Annotated in this window: 12 protein-coding genes; 5 read left to right on the top strand and 7 right to left on the bottom strand. The window is 69.3% G+C overall.

The window, feature by feature from the left end; all coding sequences use genetic code 11:
• Positions 1–90: 90 nt before the first annotated feature.
• A complete protein-coding gene (locus AC507J_RS10740) occupies positions 91–276 on the bottom strand; it encodes a DUF397 domain-containing protein (RefSeq protein WP_496289139.1) in 186 nt (61 codons plus the stop codon).
• Complete coding sequence (locus AC507J_RS10735; RefSeq protein WP_496288958.1) at positions 273–1,043, bottom strand: Scr1 family TA system antitoxin-like transcriptional regulator; 771 nt, start codon at positions 1,041–1,043, stop codon at positions 273–275. Before AC507J_RS10735 ends, AC507J_RS10740 begins: the two co-directional genes overlap by 4 nt.
• Before the next feature lie 199 nt (positions 1,044–1,242).
• On the opposite strand from AC507J_RS10735, the gene AC507J_RS10730 reads away from it, so the two are divergent.
• The 3 genes from AC507J_RS10730 to AC507J_RS10720 all read left to right on the top strand — a co-directional run bounded on the left by AC507J_RS10730 (position 1,243) and on the right by AC507J_RS10720 (position 4,048).
• Positions 1,243–1,554 carry a hypothetical protein gene (locus AC507J_RS10730; RefSeq protein ID WP_496288957.1) on the top strand — a complete coding sequence of 104 codons (312 nt, stop codon included), beginning with the start codon at positions 1,243–1,245 and terminating at the stop codon, positions 1,552–1,554.
• Between the two features lie 537 nt (positions 1,555–2,091).
• Complete coding sequence (gene ltrA / locus AC507J_RS10725; RefSeq protein ID WP_496288956.1) at positions 2,092–3,525, top strand: group II intron reverse transcriptase/maturase; 1,434 nt, start codon at positions 2,092–2,094, stop codon at positions 3,523–3,525.
• 334 nt (positions 3,526–3,859) lie between these two features.
• Positions 3,860–4,048 carry a hypothetical protein gene (locus AC507J_RS10720; RefSeq protein WP_496288955.1) on the top strand — a complete coding sequence of 63 codons (189 nt, stop codon included), beginning with the start codon at positions 3,860–3,862 and terminating at the stop codon, positions 4,046–4,048.
• A 59-nt stretch (positions 4,049–4,107) separates the two neighbouring features.
• On the opposite strand, the gene AC507J_RS10715 is transcribed toward AC507J_RS10720, so the two are convergent.
• Genes AC507J_RS10715 through AC507J_RS10705 form a run of 3 tightly spaced genes read right to left on the bottom strand, consistent with a single transcriptional unit; the run spans position 4,108 to position 7,959 of the window.
• Positions 4,108–5,736: an isovaleryl-CoA dehydrogenase gene (locus AC507J_RS10715; RefSeq protein ID WP_496288954.1), complete on the bottom strand. Its 1,629-nt coding sequence runs from the start codon at positions 5,734–5,736 to the stop codon at positions 4,108–4,110.
• A gap of 49 nt (positions 5,737–5,785) precedes the next feature.
• The gene (locus AC507J_RS10710) at positions 5,786–6,679 is read right to left on the bottom strand and encodes a bifunctional helix-turn-helix transcriptional regulator/GNAT family N-acetyltransferase (protein ID WP_496288953.1); all 894 of its coding nucleotides are present in this window, start codon (positions 6,677–6,679) and stop codon (positions 5,786–5,788) included.
• 53 nt (positions 6,680–6,732) lie between these two features.
• Positions 6,733–7,959 (bottom strand): MFS transporter, encoded by a 1,227-nt coding sequence (locus AC507J_RS10705; RefSeq protein WP_496288952.1) that lies wholly within the window; start codon positions 7,957–7,959, stop codon positions 6,733–6,735.
• A 270-nt stretch (positions 7,960–8,229) separates the two neighbouring features.
• Between AC507J_RS10705 and AC507J_RS10700 the strand changes: the two genes are divergently transcribed.
• Positions 8,230–10,971: a beta-L-arabinofuranosidase domain-containing protein gene (locus AC507J_RS10700; RefSeq protein ID WP_496288951.1), complete on the top strand. Its 2,742-nt coding sequence runs from the start codon at positions 8,230–8,232 to the stop codon at positions 10,969–10,971.
• Between the two features lie 542 nt (positions 10,972–11,513).
• The gene (locus tag AC507J_RS10695; RefSeq protein WP_496288950.1) at positions 11,514–12,857 is read left to right on the top strand and encodes a glycoside hydrolase family 10 protein; all 1,344 of its coding nucleotides are present in this window, start codon (positions 11,514–11,516) and stop codon (positions 12,855–12,857) included.
• Positions 12,858–12,945: 88 nt separating this feature from the next.
• Here the strand turns inward: AC507J_RS10695 and AC507J_RS10690 are convergent, their stop codons facing one another.
• The gene (locus AC507J_RS10690; RefSeq protein ID WP_496288949.1) at positions 12,946–13,935 is read right to left on the bottom strand and encodes a LacI family DNA-binding transcriptional regulator; all 990 of its coding nucleotides are present in this window, start codon (positions 13,933–13,935) and stop codon (positions 12,946–12,948) included.
• Between the two features lie 397 nt (positions 13,936–14,332).
• The coding region (locus AC507J_RS10685; protein WP_496288948.1) for a glycoside hydrolase family 43 protein at positions 14,333–15,869 on the bottom strand (1,537 nt) is incomplete at its 5' end.

Genomic DNA, 15,869 nt, shown 5'->3' with positions numbered 1-15,869 from the left:
ATCAGAGTCCCACAGTGTCCGCAAGCTACTCAAGGAGTAACGCCAAAAGCGCCCGCCCCCGGATGGGACGGGCGCTCAGGCAGGTCTGGGTCAGGCCCGCTCAGCAATCCGGTTGACGAACGCCTTCCACGCCGTCGGGTCGAAGGACAGCGTCCCGCCGTCGCGGTTCTTCGTGTCACGGACGAGCACGACACTGGGAAGATTGTCCGCGACTTCGACGCAGTCACCGCCGTTTGCGCTGCTGCGGCTACTCTTTCGCCAGGTGGCGCCGATCAGGTCCATGCCTCTGCCACTTCCCCTATGAGTTCGACTGACTGCCGGTGGGACAGTGCCTCACCGCGCACATTTTCCCACGCTGCCATGAGGGCAACCAGGTCCGCTGGCTCGGAAACCACTTGGCCGTGCAGTTGCGTGTCCAGGTAACCGGCAGTTCGGTTGTCGGCGCTGCTGGCGATGACGAACGCTCCTGACAACCCGGCGTACGCCCCGGCGGACATGGGCACCACATGGACGCGGACGTGCGGCAAGCGCGCCGCTGCGGCCAACGACTCCAACTGTTCCCGCATCACCTGGGGACCACCTACGGACCGCCGCAACACCCCCTCGTCGATGACTGCCGTCAGCCATGGAGGGCCTTCGCCAGCGAGTACTGATTGACGGGACATCCGCGCCGAGACCAACCGCTCCACCTCGTCAGGGGTGTATAGCCCAGCCGAGCCAAACAGCGCCCGCGCGTATCGCTCCGTTTGAAGCAGTCCAGGCAGGACCAAGGGCTGGTAGGAACGCAGCGAACGTGCCTCGCGTTCGATTACCTCCCACGGCCGGAACCATACGAGTTCACGATGTCGTCGGTTTGTGTCCGGCCATATGTCCGACACCTCCTGGCCAAGTGCCGTTGCTGCGGCGTTTCTGTGTGCCGGGTGTGGAATGCGCCCCTCTCGCAGCCATCGGTCTGTCGTCTTGGGGTCGACGCCGATCTGCTCAGCCAGGGATTCTGTTGTGTGGCCGGCCCTCTGGAGCGCAATCCGTAGCGCGTCATTCACTGCGACACCTTCCGACACTATGGATTTCTGAATACCACATCGTCACGCGGTGTCACTGTCTTATCACTACTGACAGGGTGAGTCCAGGCGGTACTTGCGGGCCGGACCGGCACCCCCGCGAGTGCTGCGTGGGCCGCCCCATCAGCGGACACCCGGCAGGGGCGGCCCCTTCCATGTCGCGAGCAATTGGAGGTCTCCCGTGCCCGCCCAGAGATTCACGAACACCGTTCCTGCCTCCCGCTGGTTGACCGGGCGGCAGAGCCCGCATCCCGGTGGCCAACGGCCGGACGGCACGCCTCGGGTCGCCCCTGGCGTCTACCTGCTGACCCGCGACGCGTCGCCGCAGTTCGGCGAGCCCATCACGGTACGGGTGATCCGTGAGCTGACCGAGCGGCAGACGTACCACGGGTGGGCCTGGATCGACTGCTACGTGCGCCACGAGGCGCTATTCGATCGAGTGGAGGTGAAAGACCTGCACCGATGTTCTGTCGTGGTAGGGCATCGAAGCTGAGGGCAGTCTGATTTCTGGGAATGCAGGGATTGGGCGGGAAGCAGCCCTGACAAAGCCGGGACGGGTCGGTACTGCCAGACGGTTCGGGTTCGGCAAGCGAGACGCGAAGGTGTACGTGAAGGAACCGGCGGTAAAGCTCCTTAAGCTAATCCGCCGACTCAAATCTGGTGGATAGGGGTCGGTCAGCGGTCAGGCTCTTTCGATTTGTATGTGTCGAGGGAGTCACTCGGGGGGGTTTGTAACTGCTCGCCTCGGGTGGGCGCGGGAAAGTCCACGGCGTACCCGCGTCGAGGGCCGCAGGGGCAGAGTCGGGCGCCTCACGCGTCGATCGATCGGTAGTGAACGTGGGAACCATCTGGTGTGGACCCGCCGCTTTCACCGCCAGTGGGGATGGAGATGGGAGGGCTCGTTGCCGGCCGGGGCATCAGGTGGGGCGGAGTCCGCGTAGTAGTCCGAGGTCGGGAAAGCCGTCCACATGGCGAAGGCGGACAGCAGGTTACGCGCAGTGAGGAGATTGTCATGCCAGGAGACACGTCGGTGAAGACCGACGTTCCGTGGATGGTGTCGGAAGATGCGGTGTCGCGGGTACTGGAGATTCAGGCCAAACTGCATCGGTGGGCGGCGCAGGATGCGTCTGCCAGGTTCGATGATCTGTTCAATCTCGTTGTCGATCCCGCGTTTCTTGCGGTGGCGTGGGGTCGAGTCAGTGGTAACACCGGAGGACGCACGGCGGGGGTGGACGGCTGGTCCGCCCGCCACGTCGAGGCGTACTACGGGCTGGAACCCTTCCTGAGCAGGATCCGGGAGGTGGTGCGTTCGGGGCAGTTCCGGCCTCGTCCGGTGCGGGAGCGGTTGATCCCGAAACCGGGCGGGAAGAAACGCCGGCTGGGTATCCCGACCATCATCGACCGGGTGGTGCAGGCAGCGCTGAAGCTGGTCCTGGAACCGATCTTCGAGGCGGACTTCCATCCGTGCTCGTATGGCTTCCGGCCCGGCCGACGCGCCCAGGACGCGATCGCCGAGATCCATTTCTTCACCTCCCGCTCCTACGAGTGGGTGCTGGAAGCGGATATCGAGGCGTGTTTCGACTCGATCGACCACACGGCCCTGATGGACCGGGTGCGCAAACGAGTCGGGGACAAACGCGTCCTGGCGTTGGTGAAAGCCTTCCTCAAAGCCGGTGTCCTCACCGAGACCGGCAACCGGGAAGCGACAATCACCGGCACACCACAGGGAGGAATCCTCTCACCGCTGTTGGCCAACATCGCCCTGTCCACCCTCGATGAGCACATTCACGGGAAGTGGCAGGCAACGGCGATGTCGACCGAATCCCGGCGGCAGAAACGACGGCTCAAGGGGCTGCCGAACTGGCGGCTGGTCCGATACGCCGATGACTTCGTCATCCTCATCACGGGCACCCGCGAGCACGCCGAACAACTCCGCGACGACGTCGCCACGGTCTTGGCACCGATGGGCCTGCGCCTGTCACCAGCCAAAACCGCAGTGGCCCATATCGACGAGGGCTTCGACTTCCTCGGCTTCCGCATCCAGCGGCACCGTAAACGAGGCACGAACAAATCATATGTCTACACCTACCCGGCCAAGAAAGCCCTCAAGGCAATCACGGCCAAGGTGCGGACTCTGACGCGCCGCAACGCGTCACATGACCTTGCGGGACTCCTGCGGCGTGTCAACGCCACCACCAGAGGGTGGGCCAACTACTTCAAACACGGAGTGTCCAAAGCGACCTTCAGCTACCTCGGCTACTTCACCTGGCGGCGGGTAGCGTACTGGATCCGCAAACGACACCCCGGACTGTCGTGGAAAACCCTACGGCGGCGGTTCATGCCCGCATGGACCCCCACCGCCGACGGGATCACCCTGTTCAACCCGGCATCCATCACGGTCAGCCGATACCGATACCGGGGCAAGATCCCGACCCGCTGGACGGCACAGCACGCCAACACTTAACCCACCGGCAGAAACCTGCGGAGAGCCGGATGCCCGGAAACGGGCACGTCCGGTTCGGGAGGCGGGCCAGGGAAACGGACCGGCCGAAAGGCCGACACCGCGCCCTGGCCCGACCTCACCAGCTTGACCGCAACGGTGACGCGACGGAGAAACGGCAGCTCTTCGTACGCCCGGACGGGCTGCGCCCGGTGCGGGTCCGCCCGGTCCCGTACGCCGAGCGTGGTAAGCCACCGCGGACGGCGCGGTGACGCCGCAGGTGCGTGATCATGTGGCGTCCCGGCCGACCTGGCGCTGTCGAGCGTGCGGGATCGCGTGGCCGTGCGGCGAGGCGAAGGTGCGCCTCCTCGCGGAGTACCGAAACAACATTCCCGGACTCATGGTCTACCTGGTGACGCTTCGCGAGGAGGCGATCGAGCAACTGGCCGCCCTGAACTCGGGCACCCCGCCGGCAGACTTGCACCACCGCTTCACCGACTGGGTCCCCGCCCGGCGCCCACCTCGGACGCTGGACCTGCCGCTGTGAATCATGGACCGAAGTCGCCCCGGGGGGGCCGAGCGCGTCCAAGATCTGCTACGCGGCGATCAGGTGAGTTTGGGGGTGGCGCGGGTGATGATGGCGGCGAAGTCGACACCGGCGGGCAGGGTGCCGTACGCGTGGCCCCAGTTTCCGCCGAGCCGGGAGGCGCAGAAGGCGTCGGCGACGGCCGGGTGGCCGTGCCGGACCAGCAGCGCACCCTGGAGCACCAGGGCCAACTGCTCGACCACCCGGCGGGCCCGCACCTCGAGATCGTCCGGGTCGGCGAGGGCGGCCTGCACCTGGCGTACCGCGGCGTCAAGCCGGCGGTCGGCGCCTGCCGCGAGCGCCACCTCGGCCTGGAAGGCGGCAAGCACCTCGGGCTGCCCGGCGAGTGCGCGCAGCACGTCCAGCGCGGCGACGTTGCCGGAGCCCTCCCAGATGGAGTTCAGCGGCGACTCGCGGAAGAGGCGGGGCATCCCGGACTCCTCGACGTAGCCATTGCCGCCGAGGCATTCCAGGGCCTCGGCGGCGTGCCCCGGCCAGCGCTTGCAGACCCAGTACTTGCCGACGGCCAGCGCGATCCGCTTGAAGGCGGTTTCGGCCGCGTCGCCGCGCGCCGACCGGTCGGTGGCACCGGCCAGGCGCATCATCAGCACCGTCGCGGCCTCCGACTCCACCGCCAGGTCGGCCAGGACGTTGCGCATCAGCGGCTGGTCGGCGAGGTACCGGCCGAAGGCCTGCCGGTGGGCGGCGTGGTGGGCGGCGGTGAGCACGCCCTGCCGCATGCCGGCCGCCGCGCCGATCACGCAGTCGAGGCGGGTCAGGTTGACCATGTCGATGATGGTGCGTACGCCCCGACCTTCGTCGCCGACCCGCCAGGCGACCGCGTCGTCGTACTCGACCTCACTGGAGGCGTTGGAGCGGTTGCCCAGTTTCTCCTTCAGCCGCATCAGCCGCATCGGGTTGCGGGTGCCGTCGGGCAGCACGCGCGGCACCAGGAAGCAGGTCAGCCCGCCCGGTGCCTGGGCCAGGGTGAGGAACAGGTCGCACATCGGCGCGGAGGTGAACCACTTGTGCCCGACCAGCCGGTAGCTGCCGTCCGGCTGCGGACGGGCGTTTGTGGTGTTGGCGCGTACGTCGGAGCCGCCCTGCTTCTCCGTCATGGACATGCCCGCCAGCAGGCCGCGCTTGCTCAATGGCGCCCGCAACCCGAAGTCGTACGCGGTCGCGGTGAGCAGCGGCTCGTAGCGCGCGGCCAGGTCCGGCGCGTGCCGCAGGGCCGGCACCGCTGCGTAGGTCATCGAGATCGGGCATCCGTGGCCGGCGTCGGTGCGCCAGGTGTAGAACTTCGCGGCCCGGGCGACGTGCGCGCCGACCCGGTCGTCGGCCCAGGGTGCGGCGTGCAGGCCGTGGCCGACGGCGGTACGCATCAGCTCGTGCCAGGACGGGTGGAACTCCACCTCGTCGATCCGGTGCCCGTAGCGGTCGTGGGTACGCAGCACCGGCGGATGTTCGTTGGCCAGCCGACCGTGCTCGATCGCCTCCTCGGTGCCGGCGAGCCGACCGAGTTCCCGCACCTCGTCGGTGGCCCAGCCGGCGCCCTCGCGGGCCAGCCCGTCGAGCAGCGCCGGGTCCGCCGCGGTGTCGTAGTCGACAAGCGGCGGAACCTGGTTGAACACCTCGTGTGTGGTCACCGGAGAGACTCCAAGCGTGCGACAGCTGAACGGAGAATTGAACCATCGTTCAGTTGTCGCCGGCAACACCGGCCAGGGGCTTGGCGAACCAGTGATGGGCGTACGGGTTGGCGTTGTAACGCGGGATCTCGTGGTAGCCCGCGCTGCGGTAGAGCTGGATCGCCTCGGTGAGGCTGCGGTTGGTGTCAAGGTGGACGGTGTCGACCCCGGCCGCCGCCGCACGCCGCTCCAACTCGCCGAGCAGCCGACGGCCGACGCCGAGTCCGCGTACCGAGCGGGACACCCAGAGGCGCTTGATCTCGGCGGGTTCGTCGGGGCTGAGCCGCAACCCACCGCAGCCCACCGCCTCGCTGGCGAGCGTGGCGACCAGGAACACCCCGGCCGGTGGGACGAGTTCATGGTCGTCGTCGACACCGGGCTCGAAGCCGGCGTCGAAGCGCTCGTTCAACTCCCCCACGTACGCCCGCAGGCAGGCCCGGGCCCGCGGGTCACCGGGCGGACAGATCTCGATGGTGACAAGTGACGCCATCAGCAGCCGCTCCACCTCGCCCATGGCGGTGATCAGTCGGCCCCGCTGGCCGGCGCTGAGCGGCGCGAGCATCGACCAGGCCAGCTCGTCGGAGATCCGGTCGAGCAGGTCCCACTCGGCGCGGCCGGCCTCGGTCAGTCGGGCGGTGCGTACCCGCCCGTCCCCGCCGGTCGGGCCCACCACGACCAGACCGGCGCCCTCAAGGGTCCGCAGCAGACGGCTGAGGTAGCCGGCGTCGAGGTCCAGCCGGGTCCGCAGCGCCGCGACCTCGGCACCGGCCGGACCGATCTCCCAGAGCAGGCGCGACTGGGCCAACGGCCGGTCGCGGGCGAGATAGCTGTCGTCCAGCGCACCGACGCGCTGGGTCACCGTGCGGTTGAAGCGCCGCACCACGTCGACCAGTTGGCGATCCATGATTGCTGACTTTAGTCAGGCATTGCGGCGGGCGGTAGTCGCCCCCCACCCGGTCAGCCCGAGTGCGCGCGCCGCAGGGTGGCGGAGGCCAGCGCCGTCACGGCGGCTGCCGCCAACACCGCGGCGCAGCCGGACAGCACCGCCGTGGCACCCACCGCCTCGGCGAGCGAGCCCAACGCGTTGGTGGTCACCAGCAGCGGCAGGTTCTGCACGAGCGCGAGCACGGCCTGCACCCGGGACAGGTGACTCGCCGGGGTGGCGGCCAGCACCAGCGGACCGATGTGCGTGGCGAACCCGCCCGAGCCGAGGCCGACCAGCGCCCCGGCCGCGATCGCGCCCGGCGGCGAGCCGGCGGTCGCCAGTGCGGCCACGCCGGCGGCGGCCACCAGGAGGCCGGCGGCGGCCGCCCGACCCGGCTCGGCCAACGCACCGCGCACCAGCACGAGCACCGCGACGGCCGCCGTGCCCAGCGCCAGCGCCGCCACCGTCACACCGGCCACCTGCGGCGGCCACGTCCGCTCCCGGGCCAGCAATGGTACGAGCAGCCCGGTGACCGGCAGCAGAAAGCCGGCGGCCACCCCGACCAGCAGCATCGCGGGACGCAGCACGGCATCCGACGCGGCGACCCGGAGCCCGTCCAGCGCGGCCCGCCACACCGGCTGCACCGATCCGGGCACCGATACCTCCGGGGTGTGCGTCGCGTATGATCGCAGCGCCATCAGCACCGCCAGCAGCACCGCGGACGTGGCGGCGTTGGCCAGGGCCACCCCGGCGAGCCCGACCACGGCCAACACCAGACCGCCCGCCGCCGGCCCGGCGAAGAGAGCCAGCTGGGCGGCCAGGTGGCGGGCCGACATCGCCCGGGCCAGGCCGGCCGCCGGCACCAGCCGCCGAGGCATCGAACCCGTGCTCGGCAGGTGGAACGCGTCCACGATCCCGATCGCCAGGGCGGCCAGCAGCAGGGGCAGCCGCGAATCGGCCGAGGACCACACGGCGGCGGCCAGCACCACCATGACGACGATCATCACCACGTCGGAGACCACCAGGACGGTCCAGGCGCCGAACCGGTCGGCCACCGCACCACCTACCAACAGCAGCAGCACCCGGGGCAGCACGATCGCGGTGACCACCAGCGCGGCGAAGCGACCGCCGTGCCCGGCCGCCACCCAGGCCATCGCGAACGCCATGGTCTGCACGCCGAGCAGGGACAGGGTCGTGCCGCCGAGCCACGTCCAGTACCGCCGGGGCACCGCCGTTCCGCTGCCGGTCGTCGCCGCCACCCTGCCTCCCCCGCCGATCGAGCACACCGGGCGAACGCAGCGCCGGTGCCGTGCCATCGGCACTGTCCGGCCTCGACCGACTGGAGGGTCAAATCGGCTGGGCCGCACCGATCGGCCGTTCGATCGACTGCGCCGCACGCATCGGTTTCGGGGATGTGTCGCACCAGGACACGGGGGTTGCATGGCTGTTAACAACCCACTATGTTAACGATAACATTGATGATTTCGCATCTAACGATTACCCTCCCGCCCGGAATCCCGGAGGCCGCCATGCCCTACCCGTCCCTCAACCGTCGGCGTGTGCTCCAGGTCGCCGGGGCGGCCGCCGTCGCCACCGCGGTCGGCCCCACCCTGCACGGCGGCACCGCAAGCGCGGCGATTCCCCCGACCCGACCCGACATCGGCGTCGGCGCGTACGCGTTCGACATGGGCCAGGTGCGGTTGACCGCCAGCCGCTGGCTGGACAACCAGAACCGCACCCTGAACTACCTACGCTTCGTCGACGTCAACCGGCTGCTCTACAACTTCCGTGCCAACCACCGCCTCTCCACCGCCGGTGCCGCGGCGCTCGGCGGCTGGGAGGCACCCAGCTTCCCGTTCCGTACCCACTCCCAGGGGCACTTCCTGACCGCCTGGTCGTACATGTGGGCCGTGCTCGGTGACACCAACTGTCGGGACAAGGCCAACTACATGGTGGCCGAGTTGGCCAAGTGTCAGGCCAACAACCCCGCAGCCGGGTTCAACACCGGCTATCTCTGCGGCTACCCCGAGTCCGACTTCACCGCTGTGGAGAACCGCACGCTTAACAACGGCAACGTGCCGTACTACACCATCCACAAGACCATGGCCGGGCTGCTCGACGTGTGGCGGCACATCGGCAACACCCAGGCCCGCGACGTGCTGCTGGCGCTCGCCGGCTGGGTCGACTGGCGTACCGGCCGGCTCACCTCGGCGCAGATGCAGGCCATGCTGGGCACCGAGTTCGGCGGCATGAACGCGGTGCTTACCGACCTGTACCAGCAGACCGGTGACGCCCGTTGGCTGACCGCCGCACAGCGCTTCGACCACGCCGCCGTGTTCAACCCCCTGGCGTCGAATCAGGACCAGCTCAACGGGTTGCACGCCAACACCCAGATCCCGAAGTGGATCGGCGCCGCCCGGGAGTTCAAGGCCACCGGCACCACCCGCTACCGAGACATCGCCAGCAACGCCTGGAACATCACAGTCAACACCCGCACCTACGCGATCGGCGGCAACAGCCAGGCCGAGCACTTCCGCGCACCCAACGCCATCTCCGGGTTCCTGCGCAACGACACCTGCGAGCACTGCAACACGTACAACATGCTCAAGCTGACCCGGGAGCTGTGGCTGCTCGACCCGAACCGGGTGGCGTACTTCGACTTCTACGAGCGGGCCCTGCTCAACCACCTCATCGGCGCGCAGAACCCGGCCGACAACCACGGGCACATCACCTACTTCACGCCACTGCAACCGGGCGGTCGGCGCGGCGTCGGACCGGCCTGGGGCGGCGGCACCTGGAGTACGGACTACAACTCCTTCTGGTGCTGCCAGGGCACCGGGCTGGAGAGCAACACCACGCTGATGGACTCGATCTACTTCCACAACGGCAGCACGCTTACGGTGAACCTCTTCATGCCCTCGGTGCTGAACTGGTCCCAGCGCGGCATCACGGTCACCCAGTCCACCACCTTCCCGGCCAGCGACACCAGCACGCTGACCGTGACCGGCAACGTCGGCGGCTCGTGGACGATGCGGATCCGCATCCCGGGTTGGACGCAGGGTGCCACGGTCAGCGTCAACGGCACCCAGCAGAACATCGCCACCACGCCCGGCGCGTACGCCGCCCTCACCCGCTCCTGGACCTCGGGCGACACGGTGACCGTACGGCTGCCGATGCGGGTCGTCGCGGAGCCGACGAACGACAACCCGGGCGTCGTGGCGCTCCGGTACGGCCCGGCGGTGCTCTCCGGCAACTACGGCAACACCGCGCTGTCGGCGCTGCCCGCGCTGGCCGTCTCCTCGGTCACCCGCACCAGCACCTCGGCGCTGAACTTCACCGCCACCGCGAACGGATCGCAGGTCAACCTGATCCCGTTCTACGACGCGCACGGGCACAACTACACCGTCTACTGGAACAGCGGCGGCCAGACCGGTCCGGTCGGCGCCACCTTCCGTCTGGTCAACGCCGCAAGTGGCCTGGTGCTGGGCATCGAGAACATGTCCACGGCCGACGGCGCCCCGGCGTTGCAGTGGGCCGACAACGGCACCCTGGACCACGACTGGCAACTGGTGGTCGACGGCACCGCGGTGCGGTTCCGCAACGCCAACAGCGGCAAGGTGCTCGGCGTTCAGGACATGTCCACCGCCGACAACGCCCAGGTACTGCAATGGTCGGAGACCGGCACGGCGGACCACCGGTGGACGATCGTGGACGCGGGCGACGGCTCCCACAAGATCCGCAACGGGCACAGCGGCAAGCTGCTGGCCGTGCTGGGCGGCTCCACCGCTCAGGGCGCCCGGGTGGTGCAGGACCCCGACAACGGCACGCCGGACAACCAGTGGCGGTTCGTGCCCAACGGCGCCCGCCGGATCCAGAACCTGGCCACCGGTCTGGTGCTCGGCGTACAGAACATGTCCACCGCCGACGGCGGCCTGGTGATCCAGTGGGGCGACACCGGCACCGCCGACCACCTCTGGACCGCGGTGGTGGACAGCGGCGGCTACCTGCGGCTGCGCAACTCCAACAGCGGCAAGGTGCTGGGCGTGGAGAACGGTGGCAGCGCCAACGGCGCCCGGGTGGTGCAGTGGGCGGACAACGGCTCGACTTCGAACCGCTGGCGGCTGCGCTACGGCGCGAACGGCTACTTCCGGATCCAGTCCGCAAACGGCGGGCGCGTGCTCGGCGTCCAGAACGCCTCGTCGAGCCAGGGCACTCAGATCATCCTCTGGGACGACAACGGCGCCGGCGATCACCGCTGGCGGTTCATCTAGGAATCCGTGCGCACGGATCGGGCGCGTCCCCGGGGCCCTGGCTCCGGGGGCGCGCCCGCGTGCTGTTGGCGGTGCGGGCCGGCGCCGGCACCGGCGGACCACTCCCCCGACCGGAGCACAGCAATCCATGACCATCACTTGAGTGTGTTATCGATAACATGTTAGCTTTTGGTCCAAGGAGTTACGGGCACACTCCTGCACCGAGGTCGCCGGCCGGCAGGTCGAGGCGGTTTCCGTCGATCAACGGCGACCTGTCCGGGTCACATCCGCGAGGCGCCGCGCGCTGACATTTCGCGTGGAAGGGCCACCTCGACGGCAGGCATCACCGATTCACCTCGTGACAGCCGGCTGCCACGAGGGGTCGACGCAGCTTTCAGCTCGTTCGGGCACCGACGCGCACGGTACGCGTCGGAGCGGCTCCGCCGTGCCCCGATCGGGCTCCGCTGCTGACCGCACCATCCACCACCACCGGAAAGGCCCTGTCCATGAGGAACCGAACCAGCACAGCCGGGGCGCCGAGGATCCGGCCGCGTACCGTGCTGATGTCCGTCGCGGCCGGTGCCGCGCTGCTCGCCACCACCGCGCTGGTCGCGCCCGCCGCAAACGCCGCCGCCAGTACGCTGGGTGCGGCGGCGGCCCAGAGCGGGCGCTACTTCGGCGCCGCCACCAGCTCGTTCATGTTCTCCAACAGCCAGCACACCACGATCCTGAATCGCGAGTTCAACTCGATCGTGGCCGAGAACGAGATGAAGTGGGACGCCACCGAGCCGCAGCAGAACGTCTTCAACTTCACCGGCGCCGACCGGCTCGTCGCGCACGCCCGCGCCAACGGGATGTCGGTGCGGGGCCACGCCCTGGTCTGGCACTCGCAGCAGCCCGGCTGGGCGCAGAACATGTCCGGCACCGCGCTGCGCAACGCCATGATCAACCACATCACCCGGGTCGCCACCCACTTCCGGGGGCAGATCCACTCCTGGGACGTGGTCAACGAGGCGTTCGCCGACGGCGGCAGCGGCGGCCGGCGGGACTCGAACCTGCAACGCACCGGCAACGACTGGATCGAGGTGGCGTTCCGCACCGCGAAGGCCGCCGACCCGAACGCCAAGCTCTGCTACAACGACTACAACACCGACGGGATCAACGCGAAGTCGACAGGCATCTACAACATGGTGCGCGACTTCAAGTCCCGCGGCGTGCCGATCGACTGCGTCGGCTTCCAGTCCCACCTCGGCACCACGCTGGCCAGCGACTACCAGGCCAACCTGCAACGCTTCGCCGACCTCGGCGTCGACGTGCAGATCACCGAGCTGGACGTCGCCCAGGGCGCCAACCAGGCAAGCATCTATGAGCGGGTGACCCGCGCCTGCCTGGCGGTGGCCCGCTGCAACGGCATCACCGTCTGGGGCGTACGGGACAACGACTCCTGGCGGCGCGGCGAGAACCCGCTGCTGTTCGACAGCAACGGCAACAAGAAGCCGGCGTACAACTCGGTGCTCAACGCGTTGAACAGCGTCAGCGGCCCGAACCCGACCACGCCGCCGCCGAACCCGACCACCCCGCCGCCGAACCCGACCACGCCGCCGCCGTCCGGTGGCGGGGCCTGCACCGCGTCGGTGTCGCTGAACTCGTGGAGCGGCGGCTTCGTGGCCACCGTGCGGGTGACCGCCGGCAACGCCGCGATCCGCGGCTGGACCGTACGGATCGCGCTGCCCGGCGGTACGGCGGTCACCGGCACCTGGAACGCGCAGGCCAGCGGCAGCAGCGGAACGGTGAACTTCAGCAACGTCAGCTACAACGGGCAGGTCAGCGCGGGCGGCAACACGGAGTTCGGCTTCCAGGGCACCGGCACCGGTCCCTCCGCCACTCCCACCTGCACCGCATCCTGACCCACCGGTCCGACCCATATTGATCAAGAGGTTCTGGTCGGGATTCGCGCCTCACCCGACCAGAACCTCCTGATCGTGGAAGCTGGGGTCAGCGGCGAGGTGGGGGCGCCACGCTCCGGCGGGAGACCAGGGACGGGGCGATGGTCTCGCGTAGCGCGCCGCCGCTGTCCGACTCGATCTGCGCCAGCAGCATGTCCAGGCTCGCCCGGGCCACCGCGTCGAAGTCCGGCCGCACGGTGGTCAACGGCGGGATGAAGTACGCGGCCTCCGGGACGTCGTCGAAGCCGACCACGCTGATGTCGTCCGGTACCCGGCGGCCGTGCTCGTGTAGGGCACGCAGCACGCCGAGGGCGAGGTGGTCGTTGGCGGTGAAGACCGCGGTGACGTCGGGCATCCGGGCCAGCATCTGCCCGCACCGGTAACCGGCCGCCGAGGACCAGTCCGCCGGCACCAGCGGCGGGATCTCCGCTCCCGCCGCGAGCAGGGCCGCCCGCCAGCCCTCGATGCGGCCCGCGCTGTCGAACCAGTCGGAGGGCCCGGAAACGTGCCAGACCGTGCGGTGTCCGGCGTCGAGCAGGTGTTGGGTGGCGGCCCGGGCACCGGCGGCCTGGTCGACCGTCACCAACGGCATGGGCCGATGTGGGTCGCCGTCGACGGTGACCAGCGGAACCTCTTTCGGCAGCCGCTCCAACGCCTCGCCTGCCGACTCCACCGGCGCGATCACCACGATGCCGGCGACCCGGTGGGCCAGGTGCCGTTCGACCGCCGCGGAGATCGACCGGTGGTCGAGGTCGCGCACACTGCCCACGCTCACCGCGAAACCCGCCTCGGCGGCCGTCTGTTCCAGGGCGGCCAGCAGGGACGCCGGGCCGTAGAGGGTGGTGTTCTGCGCGACCACACCGATCACCTGAGAGCGGCCGGTGACCAGCGCCCGGGCCGCCCGGTTCGGCCGGTAGCCCAGCTCGGCGATTGCCGCCTGGACCCGCAGCCGGGTCTGTTCACGCACGTTTGGGTGGCCATTCAGCACTCGCGAAACCGTCTGGTGAGAGACGCCAGCGAGGCGAGCCACGTCCGTCATCGCAGGATCGCGTACGGCCATCTCACACTCCCGCATGCCCGTGGGTCGCCGCGGCCCGTCGACGCTGACCGGAGCGGCCTGTGTTCACGATCCCTCTCGCGGCGCCCACGCCGGCCCGTGCCCGCCGGATGGCCTGCGCTAGATCACGGACAGTGTACGCCAGTAACGATATCGATTGCCGACAGGTCAGCCGGTGTGCCGAACTCGACCGCCACCGGCGCGCGGGGGCCCGTGCCGCACTCTCGGCGGGAGTGCGGCACGGGCCGCGCAGGGTACGCGGGTGGCGCTTGGCGGGCGCCACCCGCGGGTCACCGGTTGCCGGTGACTCCCCCATCCGGTGGGCGGCGCTGCCGGAGGAGAGCGCCGCGCCCACCCCGAGGGCGCCGGACGATCGACGTCACGGCGTGGCCAGCTCGAAGCGTCGCACGGTCACCGCGCCGCCCAAAGCCTGGGTGGCGTGGTTGAAGATGGCGAACCGGTATCCCATGAAGAACGTCCAGTTGTTGTTGAGCGTCAGGGCGTTGCCCAACGAGACGAAGTTGACCCCGTCGGTGCTGTACGAGAAGCGGGCCTGCCGGCCGGAACCGGGCCTGATGTCGGCGTTGGCACGCAGCCAGATCCGGCCACCGGAGACCGGTGCGCTGGCGATCTCGCTGCCGGTGCTTGTGGTGTCCCAGTTGCTGTTCATGTTCAGCCCGTTTGTCATGACGACCCGGGTCGTTCCGTTGTCGCGGCGGACCCCGATCCAGGCCGAGACGTCCCGCAGCATGGCCAGCCCGGTACGGTCACCGTCGCGCATCGTCGAGTAGTCCAGCTCGACGGTCCCGGTGGAGGTCGGCCCCTGGATGCGGTGGGTAACCGTGTTGCGGGCCTGGTAGAGGTCGTTGGTCACGGTGGCGGTCTGCAGGCGCAGGCCGTTGTTCACCGACCACCTGCTGTTGTCCGGGTTGTGGTTCCACTCCCACTGCGGACCGAGGGTGGTGCCGGCGAAGGTGTCGACCCCGGTGAGCGGTTTGACCGGGCGCAGCGGCAGCGGGTTGGGGTAGTTGACGCCCCAGGCGCCGTTGACCGTCTGCACCTGCGGCCAGCCGTCGGCGGTCCAGGTGATCGGGGCCAGGGTCGGCATCCGTCCGCCCGGGTACGCGTCGGTGAACGCCATGTAGTACCAGGAGCCGTTCGGCAGCTGCACCAGCCCGCCCTGGTGGGGCACCCCGCCGCCGGAGATCGGGCCCTGCATGTTGAGCAGCACCTGCCGCTGCTCGTACGGGCCGAAGGGTCCGTTCGTGGACTTCAGCACGTACTGGCCGTTGGCGGGCCGGGTCAGCCAGATGTAGTAGGCGCCGTTGCGCTTGTAGAAGCGGGCGCCCTCCAGGGTGCCGATGCTCGACGGCGTCTGGTAGACCTGCTGGGAGCGCACCTGGCTACGCCCGTCGGCGGAGAGCTGGGCCACGCTGATGGTGCCGTTGCCGTACGCGACGTACATGGTGTCGTTGTCGTCGATCAGCATGCCGGCGTCGTAGTAGCAGTTGGGGAGCGTGGCGTGCCGGCTCCAGGTGCCGTCCACGGCCGTGGCGGTGTAGATGTGCGTCTGCGCGAACCCGATGCAGCCGGCCCAGTAGTACGTCCGGTTGCTCGGCCGGTAGGCCAGCGTCGAGGCCCAGATGCCCTCCACGTACGCCTGCTGTCCGGGGGGCAGGTCATACTTGGTGCCGAAGTCGAGCCGGGGCACCGAGTGCCCGGCGAACTCCCAGTTCACCAGGTCGTACGAGCGCAGGATCGGCGCGCCCGGCGAGTAGTGCATCGTGGAGGCGGTCATGTAGTAGACGTCGCCGACCCGGATCACCTCGACGTCGGCGAAGTCCTGCCAGACCACCGGGTTGGTGAAGTTCCCGCCGGGCGGCGGCGTCGTCGGCCCCGGCGTGGGGTTGGTCCCC

The sequence above is a fragment of the Micromonospora sp. PRAS1 genome (genome assembly GCF_059553435.1).
This window is presented reverse-complemented; position numbering and strand designations above follow the sequence as displayed.

Excerpts from the sequence above, each read along its gene's own strand:
- AC507J_RS10690 (WP_496288949.1), bottom strand. The coding sequence starts at position 13,935 with ATGACGGACGTGGCTCGCCTCGCTGGCGTCTCTCACCAGACGGTTTCG.
- AC507J_RS10710 (WP_496288953.1), bottom strand. The coding sequence starts at position 6,679 with ATGGATCGCCAACTGGTCGACGTGGTGCGGCGCTTCAACCGCACGGTG.
- AC507J_RS10700 (WP_496288951.1), top strand. The coding sequence starts at position 8,230 with ATGCCCTACCCGTCCCTCAACCGTCGGCGTGTGCTCCAGGTCGCCGGG.
- AC507J_RS10695 (WP_496288950.1), top strand. The coding sequence starts at position 11,514 with ATGTCCGTCGCGGCCGGTGCCGCGCTGCTCGCCACCACCGCGCTGGTC.